The following is a 17,658-nucleotide window of genomic DNA, read 5'->3' as shown; positions in this document are numbered from 1 at the left end:
TAATTGAGATATAAGAAAGTTAGTTACCATCCGCTTATAGGATGGAAGCATGGCAGTGACTCGCCAAGAGGCCCACGCGTTTATGGAGAAAAAAATGAATTGGACATTGGATCAATTATTGGCGTTTGTGACCGCGGCTGAACTTGGTTCTTTTTCTGCCGCCGCCAGACAGTTAAAAAAAGCCCAATCACGCATTAGCAGTGCCATCGCAAATTTAGAGGTGGATTTAGGTTTTGAGTTATTTGACCGTCGCTCGAAATTTCCGGTATTAACACCTCTAGGGACCGAAATGCTCCCCGAAGCACGCGCTGTGCTCAATCAATGCTTACGCTTAGATTCGCGAGCGTTATCCGCTGCAAACAAAGAGCCGATTTCGTTGCGGATCGCCTTGGATGAAGCGTTACCATTGGAGACAATCCATTCTATTTTCTCTCAAATAGGGGACTTGTTTCCCAACACCCATCTGGTGATCACTAATGGCTCACAAGACGACATCGCGAAGGCCATCGCCAATCAAAAAGCCGACATTGGCTTTATGATCAGTAACAGTGCGATCCCGCCAAAGTTAACCTTACAGTCATTAGGATACTTTAAAAAAATTCTCATTGTCGGTAAGGGGCACCCGTTGGCTCAAGAGCCTGTTTTAACCCTTTCTCAACTACAGCAATATCGTCAGTTTGTCCTCTGTAATCGTTCAGGAGAGAATCGTGAAAAAGCCCTCAGCCCCGATCATTGGGATTTAGACAGCTACTATTTTATTTGTGAGTTGGTGACGCAGAATCAAGGGTGGGCTATCGTGCCTGAGCATATTGCCAAGGCGGATTGGTTTTTTGAGCAAATCAAAATCGCCAAGAGTGACGTTTTAACCGAGCAGTTAATTGAAATAGGTATCGTGAAACGGCTTGATAGTCCAAATAATACACTCACTGATTGGCTTACGGAACAAATGCGTTACTTAATGAACCACCATGCAATATAGCAACATAAGAGACCTCTGATGTTGAATGGAATGAGAGAGTTGACCTGTTAGAAGTTGAATCAACATAAGCCGATTAATATGAGACTTCATAATTTGAGAGGGTGATACCTCTCAAATTATGCCCTATTTTTGTTTGGGGTATGTTGGTTAATGATTAAGTCATTATCGATAGGTCTGGATTCGGTGGGTGAAAATCACAAAGCCTACAATTGGTAGCATTAACCCATGATTATAAATGCTGCAATTTTATTTGGTTGGGTAGAATACGGCCATTCAATGTAGTGGGTGGGTATAACTGTGGGTTATCGAGTGGTACGGTTAACCGAACTGATGGCATATGAGTTTGGTCAGGTTGAAGGTGATATTGGAAGATTGGATGAGAGAGCGGTAGGCTCAGCACTCCCTCAGGGGATGAGCTATTCTCGTTTTATGGAGAAGCTGAAAAGTGGTGAGTTAGCCCTATTAACGGATTCTCCCTCTAAGCCTGTGATGCTCCGAGATGGTATGAGCAAATCGTGGAGCTTATCGGCGCAAGGGCAAGAGGCGTTATCCCCAGAAGCGAAAAGTGCTTACCTGACTAGAGCAAGAACGTCTGGTGGTGCGGCGGGTAGTGCTGCGCTCACTCAAAACGCCGCTGGTTATGCGTCTAGCATTGAAGAAACTTACGTTCCTGAGCCCGTAAAACCTGATACCTCAGATGCACCACCAAAACTGCAATACGAATATTGCTTTGAAGTGGCTTGCTCCGATGAGACGTTTCGAAAAAGCGTGGGGTATGCGTTTGAACTGGCGAAAACCCAACAAGAAGCCCTGATTGGCCGTTGGCAGACGGAGGCAACCGAGCACGGTACAAAATATATCGCTTATACCGCCTTTGATGAGCCGAAAAAATTAGTCGCCACAGTGGCTTCCAATGCTCTGGGTATTAGCGTCCCCGACAATGTGCAGGTAAAGCCTATAGGCTCCGGTGTAGTGCGAGAAGCCTTTATCCCTATTGTCCCTTCAGTGCAGCTTGGCGAACGTTTGGGGCTACCAACAGAAGGGTACTATTATCATTTCTATAATGACCGTTTAGTTCAAGAGTACAAGTTGCTAGGAAATGGCAAGTGGGCCTTCTACGCGACACGTTCCACTCACGAGCAGCTCAATGATGAGCAAGGCTACAACGTCTATCAAAGTGCCATTCTGGTTTACTGGAAGCTCGAAGGTCAAGACGTTGAAAACCAACATCTGATTTATCTTGAACAGCCAATTACCCGAGAAGAGCTCGACAACCTCAATGATGACTGGTTGGTGCAACATGGTATTAAACTTGATATCAGCGAATTGCTTGCTGCGCCCAAGCAGCCTGTCGCAGAAAGACAAACTACTCAACCAGCGGAAACAGAGAATAAACCAGAAACGCATACTGTTGGAACGGATTCTAAAACCAACCAACGAGAATCATGGGGAGCCATTGCAGAGAAATATGGCTTGTCGGCGAAACAATTACTGGATTTGAATCCGCAGTACAACGCTGACCCGATGTCATTGAGAGTCGGGGATACGCTGACCGTTAAGGCCGTCGAAGAAAACCAGAGCACGCCAGAAAAAGCGACCGATTTACCTCCGCTTTCCCCTTGCACCTATAGCTGCTTGGCGAATACGCATTATGATTACTCTGACTCGCTTATCTCAGGAACCCAGTTTAAGGCGATAAACAGCGATAGTCTGTTCGAGAAAGAATTGCCCGTCACGAACTTAACCACCATCACCACGGCTTCTAAAGCCACCGATTATGGTAAAACGGCACTCCTTGCGATCCCCGCAAATGGCGCAGCAACGAACCTTGGCATTCTTAGCTCCAGTACGACAAATACGATAGGCACATGGTCGATTTCAGGCGAAGCGTTAGCAGGCTTTGCGCGAATGGGGGGCTTTCTAGTGGCCGCTTTATGGCCGTCTCAGCTTGCAGATGGTACCTTAGAAGGAAATCCAGATTTTGCGACCGGTGACACTACGACGATGCGTGTGCGTTTCAATATGTACACGGATGAAAATGGTAAACAGCAAGTTGTCGGAATCAAAACGGGAGAGGGGAGTGTCTATGGTGAGCGAGTTGCGAAGCGTGAAGCTGTGCAGCAAGGACAGCACTTTGTTGCTGAGCTAGAGAATGGGATTACCATTACATGGACACCGGATGGTTCAACGGGTGTACTAACACCTGATACTGTATTGCCCGAAAATGATCAGCTCGATGTTCACAATATCTGGGTTCGTCCTATCGAAGAGCACGAACAAGAGATTGGCACGGCGCTCTATCCCGAGGAAGAGCTTGCTGAGTATATTGTGACTTTCCCTGCTGATGCAGGACTCCCTCCTCTCTACCTAGTATTCCGAAAAACTGCACGTGATGAATCTGGGGTTGTGACAGGTCAAGGTAAAGACGTTGAATGGGAGGATGGTTATTGGCTTGGTGAAGCTGCGAATGTCGGTCAAGGACAGTATATTCCAACAAAAATTGCGGATGCGTTAAGAGGAAAAGAGTTTAATAGATTCGCTGATTTGCAAACTGCCATATGGAAAGAAGTAGCTAAGAATCCAGAGTTATTTGAGCAGTTCGATAAACGGAATAAAGTTCAAATACAAAAAGGCAACGCTCCCATTTGTTTACCAGATTATCAAAAAGGTGGGAGGATTCGTTATGAGATTCACCATATTACTCAGATTCAGCATGGCGGTGAAGTGTATCATATTGATAACCTAAGAATTAACACAGCAAAAAATCATATAAGGATTCATTCAAATGAAAAGTAGATTACAAGATTATACAGAGTCTGAGTTTTTACAGTTGTTATTAGCGTCTGAAGAGCTTGATTTTAGTGATGATGATTTGGATGAGCTGGTGAATTTTTTCAATGAAAAAATCAATCATCCCAAAGGCAGCGCTTTGTTAACACACCCGACAATGTTGGGGATAGAAGACTCATCAGAGGCAATTATTGAAGAGTTAAAACGGTGGTATCATGAAAAAGGACAATCATGTTTCAAAGATCAACAGATGTGATGGTTAAAAGTATAACAGATTATACTGAAATCGATTTTTTGGAGTTACTGAACATTATTATCAGTGCGGAAGGTTCTGATGAATATCAAGATGAATTACTTGAAAACTTTATCGCTACAACAGAGCATCCAGATGGTTCAGACCTGATTTATTACCCAGAGAATCCTGAGGATAGAACGCCAGAGAATATAGTTAGAATCGTCAAAGAATGGCGCTTGTCGCAGAGCTTGCCTTGCTTTAAGAGTTAAGTCGTTTTTTAACAGATAACATATACCTTCAAACAGATGCGTTGAGACAAAAAAAGAATGGGGAGCATAATCGCTCTCCATTGTCGTTTTTTACCGTTGCTGGTGGTGTTACTTTTCTTTGATGGCTTCACAGCCTTCAGGAACGGTGAAGTGGTAACTGGGACTGGCGAAGATATTATGGGGATTTGGTTAGAGAAAGCCAGTGAAGGGTTAGGCTCTCCAGTTCCATCACAAATTGCTGATAAGTTGAGAGGTAAAGAGTTCAGTAGCTTTGATGTGTTTAGGGAAGCGTTCTGGACGGCTGTTGCTGAGGAGTCCACACTGCTAAACCAATTTAGTCGCTCTAATCAAAGACTAATTAAGAGAGGATTAGCACCATTTTCAGTTCCCGAGGGACAAGTTGGTGGGCGGCAAAGGTATGAGATTCACCATCAACAAGAGATACAGTATGGTGGTAAAGTATACGATGTTGATAATTTACGCGTAATGACTCCTAGAAGGCATATAGATATACACAAAGGTTTATAACATGGAACTGAAAGCTAAATTGAAAGATTACACAGAAGCAGAATTTCGTCGCTTGCTAGAAGATTTTTTTGAGGATACCGAAACAAACGACTTACCAAATGATGAATATGACGAGTATATATCTCAGTTAGCTGAGCATTTTACAAATATTGTTGAACACCCTGAAGGTAATGGGTTGATATTCCACCCTGCTAATGGGAGAGAAGATTCACCAGAAGGCGTGATAAAAGAATTGAAGCTTTGGTACAAAGAGCAAGGAAGACAGTGCTTTAAAGACTCATAACTGATTCTTAAGAAAGTAGTAAATCTTACTTATGTATGAATTGAACTTTTATGGTAAAGAAACCGGAGAGCTTGTAATTGGTATTGAGCTGAGAGGTTTGTCCGGTGTTGATGTATTGAGGATTTTTGGGTTTGCTTTAGAGGGGAATTGCGCAGATGTATCTCCTGCTCAATTGTCTGAAATAGAAGCCTGTATTGGCTATACCTTTCAAAAGGTTGAAAGTGACATCTCAATATGTGAAGTCATTGATTAGGTTGGCTGTAGCAATGAGTAGATATTCAAAAAATGTTTGGTATTAAATGATGATTTACTGGGATTTTTTGGGAAAAAAGTATAATGATTTACTAAAGCAGGCAGCCTTCTTGTCTCTGATTGGAGGTAATGTGCCTGAAGTGTTGAACTCTAAAAGTGATGCATTCTATATATGTGTTGATTCTTCTGGCGTAGAACTGAGATTTGATCGTCAAACTTCAGTGTTAACCACTATTGTAGTAACTAATCCTGCTTTTTATGAGGGGGCGCTTAATTTGTTAACTCAACGTACCCAGGTTAGGAAAGCTCTTGGCGAACCATCAAATGAACGTCCTGAGAAAAGCATTCCTGTTCTTGGAAGGGTTGGGGCGATGGATGAGTATATTGATGAGCGAGGATTCTCCACACAGATAGTATATAAAGTTGGAACTGATTATGTGGAGAGGGTGCATTATCAAAGAAAGTAGTCTGGAGGTGACGGGTACCTTGAATTGTGAGTTGTCAATTTTTTACTGGCTCAACAGCCATTACAATGATCTGATAAAAGATAGTTCTTTTGCATCTCTAGTCGGAGGCAATACTCTTCAGTTTGATCCGACATTAGATGAGCGATTTGACCTAGTGTGTTATGACGATAAGATCAATATGATCTTTGATAAAGATAAGCGCCTTAAATTTTTCATCGTGGGGTGTCCTCTTGATGACAAACTAGTGAGTATACTTTCAACGGAAGATATACCACTGACGGAAAAAATGGATTTAGCTTCGATAAAATCGGTATTAGGTGAGCCTGTAAAATCAGTAGGTTCAAGAAAACTACCAGGCTTAGTAAAAAACGGTTGGATTCAGTATGATTTATTGGGTCAATACAAACTAACGTTTAGCCTAGCGCATACTAATCCAGATCAGATCGTCGACATCAGGATTTCTGTTTGTGAGTAGTGTTGGTGGTTGATTTTAAAAATTATCATGACTTTATAGGTTGCACTTATCAAGACCTTGTGAAGAGCCCTAAGTTTGCAGCGTTAATAGCTGGTAATGTGCCATCGACGATGGAAGGCTATACTGAAGAATTTTACATTCGAACTTTTGATAATGGGCTGGAGTTTCAATTTGACGCAAACAACAGCGTTCTAAAATTGATTGTTGCCACGAAGCCTAACTTCTTTATGGATGACTTAAAGAATATATCATCCAAGTAACTCGTTCATCAGATGATGGGGAAGCCTATTGATTCGATGTTAGAGAAAAAAGCACCAGTACTTGGTGTTGTCGGAGCTTGGGACAAGTACAAGTCTGTGAATGGTCATACTATTCAAGTCTTATATGAAGTTGGCTCTACCAAGGTCAAGAGTGTTTTTTATCGATAACATATACCTTCAAATTGGTGTATTGAGACAAAAAAAGAATGGGGAGCGTGATTGCTCCCCATTGTCATTTTTTTAGCGGCGCTGGTGGTATTACTTTTCTTTAATGGCTTCACAGCCTTCAGGAACGGTGATACTCGCTACGTCCTTACCTTTCTGCTGCGCCGCTTTCACATCCATTTTGTATTGAGTGCATTTGCCCACACTTGTGTTGACGGCTCCCGAATCTGCGGATGGGTTACCGCCCAGTGTTCCACCAGCAAAAGCGGAAGAGGCAGAGAAAACGTAAGCGCACCACAAACCCCACATTCTAATCAGGCTTTGCCCACTCTATGATCACATCTCCAATCCAAAGGAGATGTGACATGAATAAACGACGCACCGATCAAGAATGGCTTTCTCTGATTGAGCAATGCCAAGCCAGTTCGCTTACACAACAAGATTTTTGCCAAAAACACGACATTAGCGTATCGACGTTTTACGCTAAGCGGCAGCAGTTGAGTGTTAACCCATCTCCAACTCAGAGCGGCTTCGTTAAGGCCGAAATTATTGAAAAAACCACCTGTCGCAAGGTGACCCAGACGTCGGTAGCCAACATGACTTTGATAGTAAATAACATCGAATTGAGTATTCCTCAAGGCACGCCACCACACTATCTTGCTGAGTTGATTGGAGCCTTGTCATGAAGCGCATGATGACCGCGCCAGTGGTGTATTTATACCGCGAGTTTGTCGATTTCAGAAAATCTATCAATGGTCTGGCGCTGTTGATTGAATCCGACACCGACCTTGAGCTAGGCTCAGGGGCATTGTTCCTCTTCACCAATAAACAACGCGATAAAATAAAAGTGTTGTATTGGGACCAAACGGGTTATGCGCTCTGGTATAAACGCCTCGAAAAAGCCAAGTTTAAGTGGCCCACGCAAGAGAAAAATACGGTGTTTACCTTAACGCAATTTGACCTCGACAGACTGCTTTCTGGCTTCACAATAATCGGCCATAAATCGGTAAAAATCGACAGTTTTACAATGGGTTAATGGCAATAAAAGTCAGATAAACCAAGCCTTTTTTATCGGTATTCAGTACAATAACGACCATGAAAAAGACGACCCCCGACATCAATCCAGACAGCCAAAACATCGCGGAACTTCAAGCGATGGTGAAGGCGTTGATGTCTGAGCAAGAAGCTTGGCAGCAAAAAGAATCACAATGGCAACAAGAGCGCCAATCCTTGATTGAGCAGTTCAAACTGGCACTTGACCGTCAGTTCGCCAAGCGCTCTGAAGCGTTAAAACCGTATAACGAAGCTCAGGGCGACTTCTTTAATGAAGTGGAATGCGAAGCGGAGAACGTCGACGAAGACGTGGTGACCACGACGACCACAACAAAGCGCCGTGGTAAACGCAAGCCATTACCGAAAGACTTACCTCGCGAAACCGTGGTTCTTGACCTGGACGAGCACGATAAACAGTGTCCTTGCTGCCAACATTCTCTGCATCAAATCGGGGAAGACCGTAGCGAGAAACTGGAGTTCACGCCTGCGATACTCAACGTTATCGACTACGTTCGTCCTAAATACGCGTGCCGTCATTGTGAGCAACACAGTGAGACTAACCCCGTTCACCAACAGCCAGTACCCGACAGCATTATCCCGAAAAGCTTCGCCACAGAAAGCTTGCTGGCCCATATCATCTTAGGTAAATACCAGTACGCCTTGCCGCTGTATCGACAAGAAACCTTGTTCACGCAATCGGGCATCGACTTATCAAGAACCACTATGGCTCGCTGGGTTATCCAAGTGAGCGAGAAGTTCCAACCCTTGTACCAAGCCTTAAAAACGCACTTACTTGAGCAAGTGGTGGTGCATGCTGATGAAACCCCATTGAATGTGCTGCAAGAAGAGAAGCGCAGTTACATGTGGCTTTACTGCTCAGGCGCTGACTCTCCGCAAGCTTGTTTACCGGAGATGAAAAACATCGTCTTGTACGACTATCAAAACAGTCGCGCGAGAGCGTGCCCAATGGACTTCTTGGGCGATTACTCGGGTTACCTGCAAACCGATGGTTATGTGGCGTACGATGGTCTCACTCAAGTGACAAACGTCGGTTGCTTCGCTCATGCTCGCCGTAAGTTCATGGAGGCAAAAAAGCTCCAGGGAAAAGGCAAGACTGGAAAAGTGGATATCGCGCTGGCGAAAATCCAAAAACTTTATGCGCTTGAAGCTCACTTAAAACCGTCGTCAGCCGAAGAGCGTTGGTCAGAGAGACAATCACACGCCAAACCGATATTGGACGACCTGTATCAATGGCTCACGACACAGAAAGTGTTCGAATCCAGCCCACTGGGTAAAGCGATTAAATACACCTTGGGTCAATGGCCAAAGTTGGTGCGTTATGTGGATGATGGGCACGTATCCATCGACAACAATCGAGCAGAGCGTGCGATAAAATCGATGGTCATTGGCCGAAAAAATTGGCTCTTCGCCAACACATCAAGAGGCGCCGATGCTAGCGCATTACTCTATAGCATCATCGAGACGGCTAAAGCCAATGGACTCATTCTCTACGATTACATGGTCAAGTGCATGAAAGAGCTGGCGAAAGCAGAGCCCGACATTGACTCACTTCTTCCGTGGAACTTCTCACACTAAAACGCCCCGTGTGTTCATGGGGCGCTTACGAGAAAACTAACGCTGTAGTGATAAGTAGAGATGACTTGTTCATAGTTGATCCTTACGAGTTGGTTGAGTGTGTTATTGAGGAATTAAGAGTTAGAAGGTGTAGACAAAGGTGCCAGCGCTGGAGGTGACTTCGATTTCTTTCACGTTGTCCACGGTGCAGTTGTTGCTGTATCCGGTGTAGGTTTGGCCGAACTGCAATGAAACGTTTCTTGAGAGCTCTGAGGCTGTGCCTGCGGGTAATCGGCAGTTGCCACGGTTAATCACCACATCGCTAATTACGGTGCTGTCGGTGATGGCTTGCAGGTCAAAAACCAATGTTCCCCAATGCGAGTTAGTCGATATCGACACTTCAATATCTGCTGTTGCTGCTTGGGGCTCGTCTTGGTCACCACAGGCGGTGAGTCCGATAAACAGCACGCTCATAGCGGCGTATCGGAGTAGGGTGTTGATTAATGTCATAACGGTGCTCTCCTTATCGGTGAGTGAAATTCAAGGCGCACTGACTTCATCGTGTTCACGCATGAACCGCTCAAGATTGAAATCAGTCGGATAGGTAAAAGAAAACGTCGATACACTGGCCTCATCAATCAAGGGCAAGGCTAGGGTGCGTATCGTGTGTTGACCGGATAATCGAAAGAGCAGCAAGAGCGTGTCACACTGAACCGAGAGTCCCAGTGGCTCAATGAGCGCCTTCTCTTGCTGCAATACTTGGCTAGATATTTTGAGCATACGGTTGTGCAGTAACGCCGTGTGTACCGCATTCAACACGTTCCGTTGCTCGTCACTCCACTCGCGAATCGTGGGCAATGCCACATGTACTTTGGCTAACCATGCTTGCTCTTTTGAATGTGCTGAACCCTTGTGTGGCAAGGGTTTGTCTCTCTCCGAGGAGGACCCTTGCCCATAATTCAGTGCATCAGGAACCAGCGGCAGTAAGTACTTGTTGGTCAGTTGCCAATAGAGCATTTCCTGCTTGTTGAGCTTCAGTAATTGCTCTGAGGTTTTGCGATAAACATGGGGCATGCTCATCGAATCACACTCCACGTTAAACACGTCCACAATGATGTCATCGAGGTAGCGTTTAATGCTGCGCGTGGTGCGGTGGATATCGAGTAGGGCTAACTGCTGCTGCAACTCCCTAACGGTGATCCATCGATGTTGAGGAATAAGCATCAGCGTGTGCAGCAAAGCGGATAACCCTTCAATGCTGGTTTTATTGCTCATGACTACGCTCTCAATACATCAAAGCTCCACACCGGAGTCGGACATTTAATGTCGTGAGAATAGAGGTGGGTGAGACACATAATGTCCAACGGTTAAAATGCAATCAATTCGTTTCATAAAAGTGTGAATTAATTAACATTAACGAGGTTTATGCTTGTCACTGAGCTCGGCAATGGCTGCCAATAACCCAATCAGCAGCACCACCAGAAACCCTAAACTGGATAGGGCTCCGATGGCACCGAAAAACGGAGATAATGAGAACAGCGTGATGAGGGCAGTAACAAGTTTGATGGTTTGTAGAAGAAGGGAAGTCATGAGTTATTGCGGGGTGACGGCTATCTCGTTGTAAGCGTCCGTATCGACATAGGCAAGAAAGTTATTCTCCCATAGTCGATACAGCTCTTTGGCATCATGGCTACCTTGCATTGGTAGCCAGCCACGATAAGCCACAAAGAACTGCCCAACCCGAAAATCAAAATCCAAGTTGCGCTCTAGCTCTGGATAGTAATTCGCCATATAAGCAAAGTCGGTGATGTACTCAATACTCCATTCCCCTGTTGAGGTTTGGCAAATCGCCATCTCAACCGGATGAAAGCCGCCTTCTTCCGCGCTGTAACTTTTATCTCGAAAGTTAAACACCAGATAACGGCTGGTGGTCACTGCTTCATTACTCAGCAAATGAGCGGTGAGCTGCTCACTTAGCAGCTTATGCAGTTTCTTCGACACAGGTAGTGATGATGCTGTGAAGGTTAATTTAGACATAGTGAGTCCTCCTTGTTTCAGGATTCAAATAAGAAATGAGAGAGTGAGAATTTAGTGGAACGTACCGACCATCGTCAGTTGCACGTCATCAAAGACGTTTCTGGAAAGGTGGCGAGCAAAGGCTTTCATCCAGACCGAGAGCAGCTCTTGTACCTCTGGGTGGGATAAATCCGTGCTCCCCACATCGGGTTGATAGCACCAGCGATTAGCAAGGTGAAAGTACAACTCAGGCTCAACAGTTGTGCTGCTGTCATCGGGATAAGAGAAGCTGGCAAAGAACACCACCAGCCAAGGACTTGAGGCTGACTCACGTTTAAGCTGTACTTCAATGGGATGCAAACCTTGTCGATGTCGGTAGTAACTCATTTGGCGACTGTTCAGCACGAGTCGTTCAGCGTTCTCTGGGAGAGTGTACCGATTCAACAGTGCTTCCAGTGACGCATGTAAAGCGTCATCAATAGAAAGCTCACCATAATGTTGCTCAATCATAACCACCCCCTTTCGGCAAATGAGGTGCAGGTATTGCCTGTCACGATATGGTCGAGAACGCGAACATCCACCAGCGCAAGCGCGTCTTTGAGTCTGTCGGTTATGCGTCTATCGGCTTGAGACGGCGTTGAGTCACCGGATGGATGGTTATGGGCAAATATCACCGCTGCGGCATTCACTTCCAGCACCGCTTTCACCACTTCACGTGGGTAGACGCTGGCCGCATCCACCGTTCCGTGAAACAGCTCTTTAAATTCAATCAATCGGTTTTGGTTATCCAGTAGCAATAAGGCAAACACTTCACGCTCATAGCTACCTAGCTTACAGCGCACATATTCTTTGGTGGCATCAGGATTGGTTAGGGCATCACCACGCACGTAGCGCGTAGCCAGTATCTCAGCGGCATGCTCCAGGATTTCATTTTCCTGATAGCGTTGCTGCTTTTGGTAATCGGAAGTTTTGGGATTCATTTCAGGCTCCTGTCGGAATCAATGGTAGGTATTCACATTGATGACATATGCCTGAAAATTTTTTGATTTTTGAACGAGGGCTTTTAGATGGGCTTACTTAGCACATTAAATGAAGGTTTTTGTTCATACGCAACAAAGGTGATACTCTCTCAGGTGAGTAATATACCCATAAAAAAAACCATGAGTACTATGATGTTAAGTAAAAAGCCGGAAGCTCGTTATATAGATGCTACTCCCTATGCTTCAGCACTTATTGAGGGACATCGAGACTTTGGCTACAGTCTCAAAACTGCTTTGGCTGATATTATAGATAACTCTATTTCTGCCAGTGCTGATCGAGTTCGCCTCGTGGTTGATACTATTTCAAATTCTCCATCAGTTATTATCGCTGATAATGGTTGTGGAATGAGCAAAGCTGAATTACTTGAAGCGATGAGATTAGGTAGTAAAAATCCCACGTTTGACAGGTTGCCTTCTGAACTTGGACGATTTGGTTTAGGCTTAAAAAGCGCTAGTTTTTCTCAGTGTCGTTCACTTACTGTCATAACTAGGCAAGATGGAGTTACATCATGTGCTCGCTGGGATTTAGATTTAGTAGCCGAAACAAATGCATGGACATTAGAGCTGATTGAAGATTATGAAGATGAATTAGGTTATGACTTGCTCGATGAGATTGGAACGGTTGTTATTTGGAAAAAATTAGATCGACTAGTCGGCGAAATTGATACACCAGGGAAAAAAACGGAATATATGAATGCAGAGTTCTCTCTTGCTGAGAGACATTTGAGGCTTACTTTTCATCGGTTTTTAGGCGCTCCTAAGCCACAGTTTCAAATAAGTATCAATAATCGGCAATTAACCCCGTTGGACCCAATGGCTTCTTTTCATCCATCGACTCAGAAGGATCCGGACGATAACATTCGTTTATCTAATGGCCATGTTCGTATACGCAGTTATACCATTCCGCATTACAGAAAAATGAGTCAACATGAATGGGATGAGCTTGGTGGACCAGAAGGTCACCTCAAATCCCAAGGACTATATATCTATAGAGAAAATAGATTAATTATTGCAGGGAATTGGTTGGGACTTGCGAAGCAAACTGAAATAACAAAATTGAGTAGAATAGCCATCGACATACCTAACACGATGGATGCGCAATGGAAAATTGATGTAAAGAAATCTTCGGCGCAGCTTCCTCAACCGGTTCGAGAGCGACTCAAGCGAATCATAGAGCGTTTTGTTGGCTCCTCTAAAAGAACATATCGAAGTCGAGGGCAAAGGCTAGTTGAAGGCACGATGCATCCTATTTGGAATCGAGTCCAAGTTGAGGGCCGAATACACTTCAAACCCAATTCAGAACACCCTGTATTTCAATCTTATTCAAATTGTTTACCTCATGAATTGAAAGAAGGGTTTGAACGCTGTATTAGGTTGCTTGGTGCTGGCTTACCTATTGATGCACTTCATGCCGAACTGGTAGGTAACGCGGAGTCAATTGTTGCAATGCAGACTTCTGAATCAGATTTGAATCAAGTTGTGGTTGACCTTACTGATGCATTGCTTGTTAGCAATGTTCCACCGGATAGAATCAAAGATGTTCTTCAAAATTATCCATTACTGCAATCAAACTGGGAACTCTCAGAACGACTAGTTGTAAATTATCTCAAGGAAAAAGGCTTATGAGCAGCAGGCAGCAAGTGTTAGATATGGTAGAAGCAGGGCTATACAGTCAGCCTCGCAAATCAGAGGATGAGCTGAGAGTTTTGGTTAAGAGTATTGCCAAAGTAGTGGATAGCGATTTAGATGACACAGTGATCGAGGAAATTGCTCGTGAGATTGAGTCAAAACAGGGAATAAAAGTTGGCCTCGGTGCAATAGTTGATAACGTCAAGTTTAAACCTTGGTTAGACGATGCAAAACCGGAAATAGACCCCTTCTACTGGAAAAGATATGAGAAGCTCCTGCTAAACAATGGATTGCCTAGAGATGTTATTACAGGTACGGATATTGTTACAGACAAGATACTTGGCCGATTAGGGAACCCTCAAGAGTATTCCTCATGGGATCGTAGAGGTATGGTTGTTGGTCACGTACAAAGTGGCAAAACACTGAATTATACAAGTTTGATCTGTAAGGCGGCTGATGCAGGATATCGCCTAATAATCGTTGTAGCAGGTATACATAATAACCTTCGCAATCAGACTCAAATTCGAATCGATGAAGGTTTCATAGGTCGGGATACAGGAAAAAGCTCTGATAAGAAGGCTGGAAATGCTAAGCATGTTATCGGTGTTGGACATTTTGATTCGAATAGAACTCCTGTTAGTCTGACGAATACGTCCAGAGATTTTAATAAACCTACCGCATCAACAAATACCAGTGAAATAGACTCGTATAGAGTGCCAGTCGTTTTAGTTATTAAAAAGAATCACCGAACGCTTGAAAATCTTCTAGAGTGGCTTAAGGACAACAGCGCTCGTGGTGACAAAGAAATGATCGACCAGCCAATGCTACTCATCGATGATGAGGCTGATAATGCATCAATCAACACTAAATACAGTGATAAATTGGTAACCAAGATAAATGGGCAAATACGCGACCTCTTAAAAATGTTTCATCGTAGTTGCTACGTGGGTTATACAGCTACTCCGTTTGCTAATATTTTCATTGATCCGGATGAGAACCACGATGTACACAAAGAGGACCTATTCCCTAAAGATTTTATTATTGGTCTCGATGCCCCATCTAACTACTTTGGTCCAAAGAAAATCTTTATCGATGGCTTGCCTGATGACGAAGAGCCAACTTGGTTAAGGAGTATTTCGGATAATGAAGACCTTCTACCGATAAAGCATAAGATTGGCCATGAGGTCTATCAATTGCCCGACTCGCTGATGTTTGCTTTGCGTACTTTTCTATTATCGCGAGCCATTAGAAATTTAAGAGGTCAATCAAGCTCACATTGTTCAATGTTGGTTAATGCTAGTCGATTCACTCGAATACAAAGTCAGTTAAAAAACCGATTGCATGAGGCACTAGAAAGAATTCAAAACTCTTTGAGATTAAACTCATCTTTAACCTCGGCATTGAAGGACCCAGAAATCAAAGCTTTGTTTGATGTTTGGGAAGCAGAGTATCAAGACACTGAGTTTGAGTGGGATGAGATACAAAAAACTATTTTTGATGCAATTGCTTCCGCCAAGGTTGTAGAAGTTAACAGTAGAGCAAATGAGCTAGACTACTCGAATTCAGGTGATAGAGGGCAAACTGTCATTGCTGTCGGTGGTTTCTCTCTCTCGCGAGGGTTGACTCTAGAGGGGCTTACAGTTACTTGGTTCCTGCGCAATACCATGATGTATGACACCTTAATGCAAATGGGGCGATGGTTTGGCTATCGAAATGGATATGAAGATCTGTGTCGAATTTGGATGCCCGACGATGCTATAGATTGGTATGCCTTTATCGCCAACGCAGCTGAAGAGCTTCATGATGAACTCAAAGCAATGGATCAGGCCAAAGCTGCTCCTGAAGATTTCGGGCTTGCAGTTCGCAGTCACCCTGCATCATTGTTGGTTACCGCAAAAAATAAGATGGGAGCAGGCCTCGAAGTTACCACTTTTGTTGGACTTTCAAATAGATTTATAGAAACCGCTAAGGTAAGTATCGATTCTACAAAGTTAGATTCAAATTTAGCCATAGCTATAAAGCTTGTTTCTAATTTGAAAAAAGCCACTTTCACGATTGAAGATACTCAATGGGGGCTATTGCTTCGTGATGTACCAATCCAATATATCGATGAGTTCCTAGCGGGTTGGAGCAATACACCTGAGAGTGTGATTACTGAAACTGGGCCAGTAAGAAGCTATCTCAGTGCACGAAAAGCAGATGAGTTAGCTCTATGGGACTTGTTAATCCCAAGTCTACAAAAAGGAGATGAAGACAATACACTAGGGGTTAGTATCATTCCCACAAATCGTTCTATTAATCTAGATGATCTAACAGACGGGTACATGTCCTTTAGTGGTAAAAAAATGAGGGTTGCATCTAGAGGTATCGAAAAAGCGGGTGTTGAGCCAAGTAAGGCGAAAGTTGCTGAAAACTCTTATGATAAGAATGGTAACTACCCAGACTCAATTTATCGGAAAGTGCGTGATAAACCATTATTTATTCTGCATTTTGTTAAACCAAAAGCACCAAAAAATAAAGAAGGTGACAGTAGAGTGGCTTTGATTCCAAGTTACCCTGTCGTTGCCTGGGGGATCAGCCTTCCAGTTTCAAAAAAAGCATCGGAGAAAGTTGCTTATATCGTTAACACACAACGTTACAACGAACTCTACGGTGAAGATGATATAGATGAGGAATATGAGGCTGAACTGAATGGATAATTCACCATGGAAGGGGCTAGATCTCAGCAATGCAAGAAGAGTTAACCATAACGGCCAGTATGACTTTTTTTGGGTCGTTGTAGAGGACAAACAGCCAGCGCTTATGCTTAGATTGCCAATTGAGCCAACTAGTAAGCCCAAGCTTCCTGAACTCAAAAATCTGATTGCCAACTTCAGGATAATATCTGGTCGATGGGCGTTTGTTCTTGCCCTTAAAGAAAATAGCCAAGCGGAGCTTTTGAAACTCTCTGCAGAGATGTCGTTGAGTCAGGTGAGAAGGCTTACGATCTGGATGAAGCACTCTCTAGGGCGATACAACGGACTAAAAGGTGGCATTATCTTTTGCGTTCAGGACGCTCAGAAGGTCTGACTATTGAAGAGCAGCGTGGTTTAATCGGTGAATTAGCCTTTCTCCGAGAGCTCGCCACTAGTTTTGGTTCTGAAGTGGCAGTTGAAGCATGGAAGGGGCCTTCGGGGGCTCCAAAAGACTTTGAGTTAATTGGATGCGGTATTGAAGTTAAAACACGAAGAACCGCAGCAATACCTTCAATTTCTATTTCATCAGCAGACCAGCTAGCAGTCTGTGATGGTGTGCGTTTATTTCTTAGTGTTACTAATGTCGAATCTGCAATTGTACCAGAAGGTATGACACTGCATGACTATGTAGCATTAACCGAGGCTTTATTTCAGGAAGAATGTAGTACCTATACGAAGTGGGAAGATGCAATCTACTCAACAGGTTATGATCCATTAAATAAGTACGATGATCGCCGTTGGCTGATAAGGTCCACCACTCATTATGAAGTACTTGAAGGGTTCCCTCGTGTTAATTGCCCACTACCACAAGGCGTGCAGAACGTAAGATATTCTATTTCTTTAGATGCCTGTGAGCCTTTTAAATTAAATGACAATACCGTTAATTACCTCCGAGAGTTTATATAGA

At 43.9% G+C, this 17,658-nt stretch carries 23 protein-coding genes; 16 read left to right on the top strand and 7 right to left on the bottom strand.

The genetic code is table 11. The annotated features are described in order from the left end of the window. Positions 1 to 49 precede the first annotated feature (49 nt). The 9 genes from EAE30_RS17990 to EAE30_RS17950 all read left to right on the top strand — a co-directional run bounded on the left by EAE30_RS17990 (position 50) and on the right by EAE30_RS17950 (position 6,278). Entirely contained in the window at positions 50 to 979 is a 930-nt protein-coding gene (locus tag EAE30_RS17990; protein ID WP_241967703.1) for a LysR family transcriptional regulator, read from the top strand. Positions 980 to 1,264: 285 nt separating this feature from the next. Further along, positions 1,265 to 3,775 (top strand): T6SS effector antibacterial DNase, encoded by a 2,511-nt coding sequence (locus tag EAE30_RS17985; protein ID WP_123017140.1) that lies wholly within the window; start codon positions 1,265 to 1,267, stop codon positions 3,773 to 3,775. After that, positions 3,765 to 4,025, top strand: coding sequence for a bacteriocin immunity protein (locus tag EAE30_RS17980; RefSeq protein WP_123017139.1), 261 nt, complete (start codon positions 3,765 to 3,767; stop codon positions 4,023 to 4,025). Before EAE30_RS17985 ends, EAE30_RS17980 begins: the two co-directional genes overlap by 11 nt. Continuing rightward, complete coding sequence (locus EAE30_RS17975) at positions 4,001 to 4,273, top strand: bacteriocin immunity protein (protein WP_241967701.1); 273 nt, start codon at positions 4,001 to 4,003, stop codon at positions 4,271 to 4,273. Before EAE30_RS17980 ends, EAE30_RS17975 begins: the two co-directional genes overlap by 25 nt. Positions 4,274 to 4,330: 57 nt before the next feature. Further along, on the top strand, positions 4,331 to 4,801 hold the full coding sequence (locus EAE30_RS17970; protein ID WP_123017137.1) for an HNH endonuclease: 471 nt from the start codon (positions 4,331 to 4,333) through the stop codon (positions 4,799 to 4,801). Between the two features lies 1 nt (position 4,802). Continuing rightward, on the top strand, positions 4,803 to 5,084 hold the full coding sequence (locus EAE30_RS17965; protein WP_019827566.1) for a bacteriocin immunity protein: 282 nt from the start codon (positions 4,803 to 4,805) through the stop codon (positions 5,082 to 5,084). Positions 5,085 to 5,115: 31 nt separating this feature from the next. Further along, entirely contained in the window at positions 5,116 to 5,337 is a 222-nt protein-coding gene (locus EAE30_RS17960) for a DUF7683 domain-containing protein (RefSeq protein ID WP_123017136.1), read from the top strand. A gap of 46 nt (positions 5,338 to 5,383) precedes the next feature. Further along, entirely contained in the window at positions 5,384 to 5,803 is a 420-nt protein-coding gene (locus tag EAE30_RS17955; RefSeq protein WP_241967699.1) for a hypothetical protein, read from the top strand. Further along, on the top strand, positions 5,772 to 6,278 hold the full coding sequence (locus EAE30_RS17950; protein ID WP_241967697.1) for a hypothetical protein: 507 nt from the start codon (positions 5,772 to 5,774) through the stop codon (positions 6,276 to 6,278). The genes EAE30_RS17955 and EAE30_RS17950 overlap by 32 nt, the downstream gene beginning before the upstream one ends. 518 nt (positions 6,279 to 6,796) lie before the next feature. Here EAE30_RS17950 and EAE30_RS17940 read toward each other — a convergent pair. After that, positions 6,797 to 7,012 carry a hypothetical protein gene (locus EAE30_RS17940; RefSeq protein WP_123017135.1) on the bottom strand — a complete coding sequence of 72 codons (216 nt, stop codon included), beginning with the start codon at positions 7,010 to 7,012 and terminating at the stop codon, positions 6,797 to 6,799. 56 nt (positions 7,013 to 7,068) lie between these two features. On the opposite strand from EAE30_RS17940, the gene tnpA reads away from it, so the two are divergent. From tnpA to tnpC, 3 genes are read left to right on the top strand one after another with little or no spacing between them, the layout of a single operon-like run. Continuing rightward, positions 7,069 to 7,389 (top strand): IS66 family insertion sequence element accessory protein TnpA, encoded by a 321-nt coding sequence (tnpA, locus tag EAE30_RS17935; RefSeq protein WP_123014138.1) that lies wholly within the window; start codon positions 7,069 to 7,071, stop codon positions 7,387 to 7,389. Beyond that, positions 7,386 to 7,739: an IS66 family insertion sequence element accessory protein TnpB gene (tnpB, locus tag EAE30_RS17930; protein ID WP_164711816.1), complete on the top strand. Its 354-nt coding sequence runs from the start codon at positions 7,386 to 7,388 to the stop codon at positions 7,737 to 7,739. Before tnpA ends, tnpB begins: the two co-directional genes overlap by 4 nt. Positions 7,740 to 7,798: 59 nt before the next feature. Next, the gene (tnpC, locus tag EAE30_RS17925) at positions 7,799 to 9,352 is read left to right on the top strand and encodes an IS66 family transposase (RefSeq protein WP_123015366.1); all 1,554 of its coding nucleotides are present in this window, start codon (positions 7,799 to 7,801) and stop codon (positions 9,350 to 9,352) included. 120 nt (positions 9,353 to 9,472) lie between these two features. Here the strand turns inward: tnpC and EAE30_RS17920 are convergent, their stop codons facing one another. From EAE30_RS17920 to radC, 6 genes are all read right to left on the bottom strand, one after another. After that, positions 9,473 to 9,841, bottom strand: coding sequence for a hypothetical protein (locus tag EAE30_RS17920; protein WP_123017134.1), 369 nt, complete (start codon positions 9,839 to 9,841; stop codon positions 9,473 to 9,475). Between the two features lie 30 nt (positions 9,842 to 9,871). After that, positions 9,872 to 10,606, bottom strand: a complete 735-nt coding sequence (locus tag EAE30_RS17915; protein ID WP_123017133.1) for a WYL domain-containing protein — start codon at positions 10,604 to 10,606, stop codon at positions 9,872 to 9,874. A 138-nt stretch (positions 10,607 to 10,744) separates the two neighbouring features. Further along, a complete protein-coding gene (locus EAE30_RS17910; protein WP_000202621.1) occupies positions 10,745 to 10,921 on the bottom strand; it encodes a hypothetical protein in 177 nt (58 codons plus the stop codon). A 3-nt stretch (positions 10,922 to 10,924) separates the two neighbouring features. Beyond that, positions 10,925 to 11,368 (bottom strand): DUF2787 domain-containing protein, encoded by a 444-nt coding sequence (locus EAE30_RS17905; protein WP_123016452.1) that lies wholly within the window; start codon positions 11,366 to 11,368, stop codon positions 10,925 to 10,927. Positions 11,369 to 11,419: 51 nt separating this feature from the next. Then, positions 11,420 to 11,857 carry a DUF2787 domain-containing protein gene (locus tag EAE30_RS17900; RefSeq protein WP_164711867.1) on the bottom strand — a complete coding sequence of 146 codons (438 nt, stop codon included), beginning with the start codon at positions 11,855 to 11,857 and terminating at the stop codon, positions 11,420 to 11,422. Next, positions 11,854 to 12,327 carry a RadC family protein gene (gene radC / locus EAE30_RS17895; protein WP_123016450.1) on the bottom strand — a complete coding sequence of 158 codons (474 nt, stop codon included), beginning with the start codon at positions 12,325 to 12,327 and terminating at the stop codon, positions 11,854 to 11,856. Before radC ends, EAE30_RS17900 begins: the two co-directional genes overlap by 4 nt. A gap of 189 nt (positions 12,328 to 12,516) precedes the next feature. On the opposite strand from radC, the gene EAE30_RS17890 reads away from it, so the two are divergent. Genes EAE30_RS17890 through EAE30_RS17880 form a run of 4 tightly spaced genes read left to right on the top strand, consistent with a single transcriptional unit; the run spans position 12,517 to position 17,657 of the window. Continuing rightward, positions 12,517 to 14,013, top strand: a complete 1,497-nt coding sequence (locus EAE30_RS17890) for an ATP-binding protein (RefSeq protein WP_123017414.1) — start codon at positions 12,517 to 12,519, stop codon at positions 14,011 to 14,013. Next, entirely contained in the window at positions 14,010 to 16,715 is a 2,706-nt protein-coding gene (locus EAE30_RS17885; protein WP_123017132.1) for a Z1 domain-containing protein, read from the top strand. The genes EAE30_RS17890 and EAE30_RS17885 overlap by 4 nt, the downstream gene beginning before the upstream one ends. Further along, positions 16,708 to 17,085: a hypothetical protein gene (locus tag EAE30_RS19100; protein ID WP_241967695.1), complete on the top strand. Its 378-nt coding sequence runs from the start codon at positions 16,708 to 16,710 to the stop codon at positions 17,083 to 17,085. Before EAE30_RS17885 ends, EAE30_RS19100 begins: the two co-directional genes overlap by 8 nt. Continuing rightward, positions 17,004 to 17,657, top strand: coding sequence for a PD-(D/E)XK motif protein (locus EAE30_RS17880; RefSeq protein ID WP_241967786.1), 654 nt, complete (start codon positions 17,004 to 17,006; stop codon positions 17,655 to 17,657). The genes EAE30_RS19100 and EAE30_RS17880 overlap by 82 nt, the downstream gene beginning before the upstream one ends. The last annotated feature ends 1 nt before the right edge of the window (position 17,658 follow it).

This window comes from Vibrio zhugei, assembly GCF_003716875.1.
Lineage (GTDB): Bacteria > Pseudomonadota > Gammaproteobacteria > Enterobacterales > Vibrionaceae > Vibrio > Vibrio zhugei.
This window is presented reverse-complemented; position numbering and strand designations above follow the sequence as displayed.

Excerpts from the sequence above, each read along its gene's own strand:
- EAE30_RS17920 (WP_123017134.1), bottom strand. The coding sequence starts at position 9,841 with ATGACATTAATCAACACCCTACTCCGATACGCCGCTATGAGCGTGCTG.
- EAE30_RS17940 (WP_123017135.1), bottom strand. The coding sequence starts at position 7,012 with ATGTGGGGTTTGTGGTGCGCTTACGTTTTCTCTGCCTCTTCCGCTTTT.
- tnpA (WP_123014138.1), top strand. The coding sequence starts at position 7,069 with ATGAATAAACGACGCACCGATCAAGAATGGCTTTCTCTGATTGAGCAA.
- EAE30_RS17885 (WP_123017132.1), top strand. The coding sequence starts at position 14,010 with ATGAGCAGCAGGCAGCAAGTGTTAGATATGGTAGAAGCAGGGCTATAC.
- EAE30_RS17970 (WP_123017137.1), top strand. The coding sequence starts at position 4,331 with ATGGGGAGCATAATCGCTCTCCATTGTCGTTTTTTACCGTTGCTGGTG.
- EAE30_RS17965 (WP_019827566.1), top strand. The coding sequence starts at position 4,803 with ATGGAACTGAAAGCTAAATTGAAAGATTACACAGAAGCAGAATTTCGT.
- EAE30_RS17990 (WP_241967703.1), top strand. The coding sequence starts at position 50 with ATGGCAGTGACTCGCCAAGAGGCCCACGCGTTTATGGAGAAAAAAATG.
- EAE30_RS17900 (WP_164711867.1), bottom strand. The coding sequence starts at position 11,857 with ATGATTGAGCAACATTATGGTGAGCTTTCTATTGATGACGCTTTACAT.
- tnpB (WP_164711816.1), top strand. The coding sequence starts at position 7,386 with ATGAAGCGCATGATGACCGCGCCAGTGGTGTATTTATACCGCGAGTTT.
- EAE30_RS19100 (WP_241967695.1), top strand. The coding sequence starts at position 16,708 with ATGGATAATTCACCATGGAAGGGGCTAGATCTCAGCAATGCAAGAAGA.
- EAE30_RS17915 (WP_123017133.1), bottom strand. The coding sequence starts at position 10,606 with ATGAGCAATAAAACCAGCATTGAAGGGTTATCCGCTTTGCTGCACACG.
- EAE30_RS17905 (WP_123016452.1), bottom strand. The coding sequence starts at position 11,368 with ATGTCTAAATTAACCTTCACAGCATCATCACTACCTGTGTCGAAGAAA.
- radC (WP_123016450.1), bottom strand. The coding sequence starts at position 12,327 with ATGAATCCCAAAACTTCCGATTACCAAAAGCAGCAACGCTATCAGGAA.
- tnpC (WP_123015366.1), top strand. The coding sequence starts at position 7,799 with ATGAAAAAGACGACCCCCGACATCAATCCAGACAGCCAAAACATCGCG.
- EAE30_RS17975 (WP_241967701.1), top strand. The coding sequence starts at position 4,001 with ATGTTTCAAAGATCAACAGATGTGATGGTTAAAAGTATAACAGATTAT.
- EAE30_RS17890 (WP_123017414.1), top strand. The coding sequence starts at position 12,517 with ATGATGTTAAGTAAAAAGCCGGAAGCTCGTTATATAGATGCTACTCCC.
- EAE30_RS17980 (WP_123017139.1), top strand. The coding sequence starts at position 3,765 with ATGAAAAGTAGATTACAAGATTATACAGAGTCTGAGTTTTTACAGTTG.
- EAE30_RS17955 (WP_241967699.1), top strand. The coding sequence starts at position 5,384 with ATGATGATTTACTGGGATTTTTTGGGAAAAAAGTATAATGATTTACTA.
- EAE30_RS17910 (WP_000202621.1), bottom strand. The coding sequence starts at position 10,921 with ATGACTTCCCTTCTTCTACAAACCATCAAACTTGTTACTGCCCTCATC.
- EAE30_RS17950 (WP_241967697.1), top strand. The coding sequence starts at position 5,772 with ATGTGGAGAGGGTGCATTATCAAAGAAAGTAGTCTGGAGGTGACGGGT.
- EAE30_RS17960 (WP_123017136.1), top strand. The coding sequence starts at position 5,116 with ATGTATGAATTGAACTTTTATGGTAAAGAAACCGGAGAGCTTGTAATT.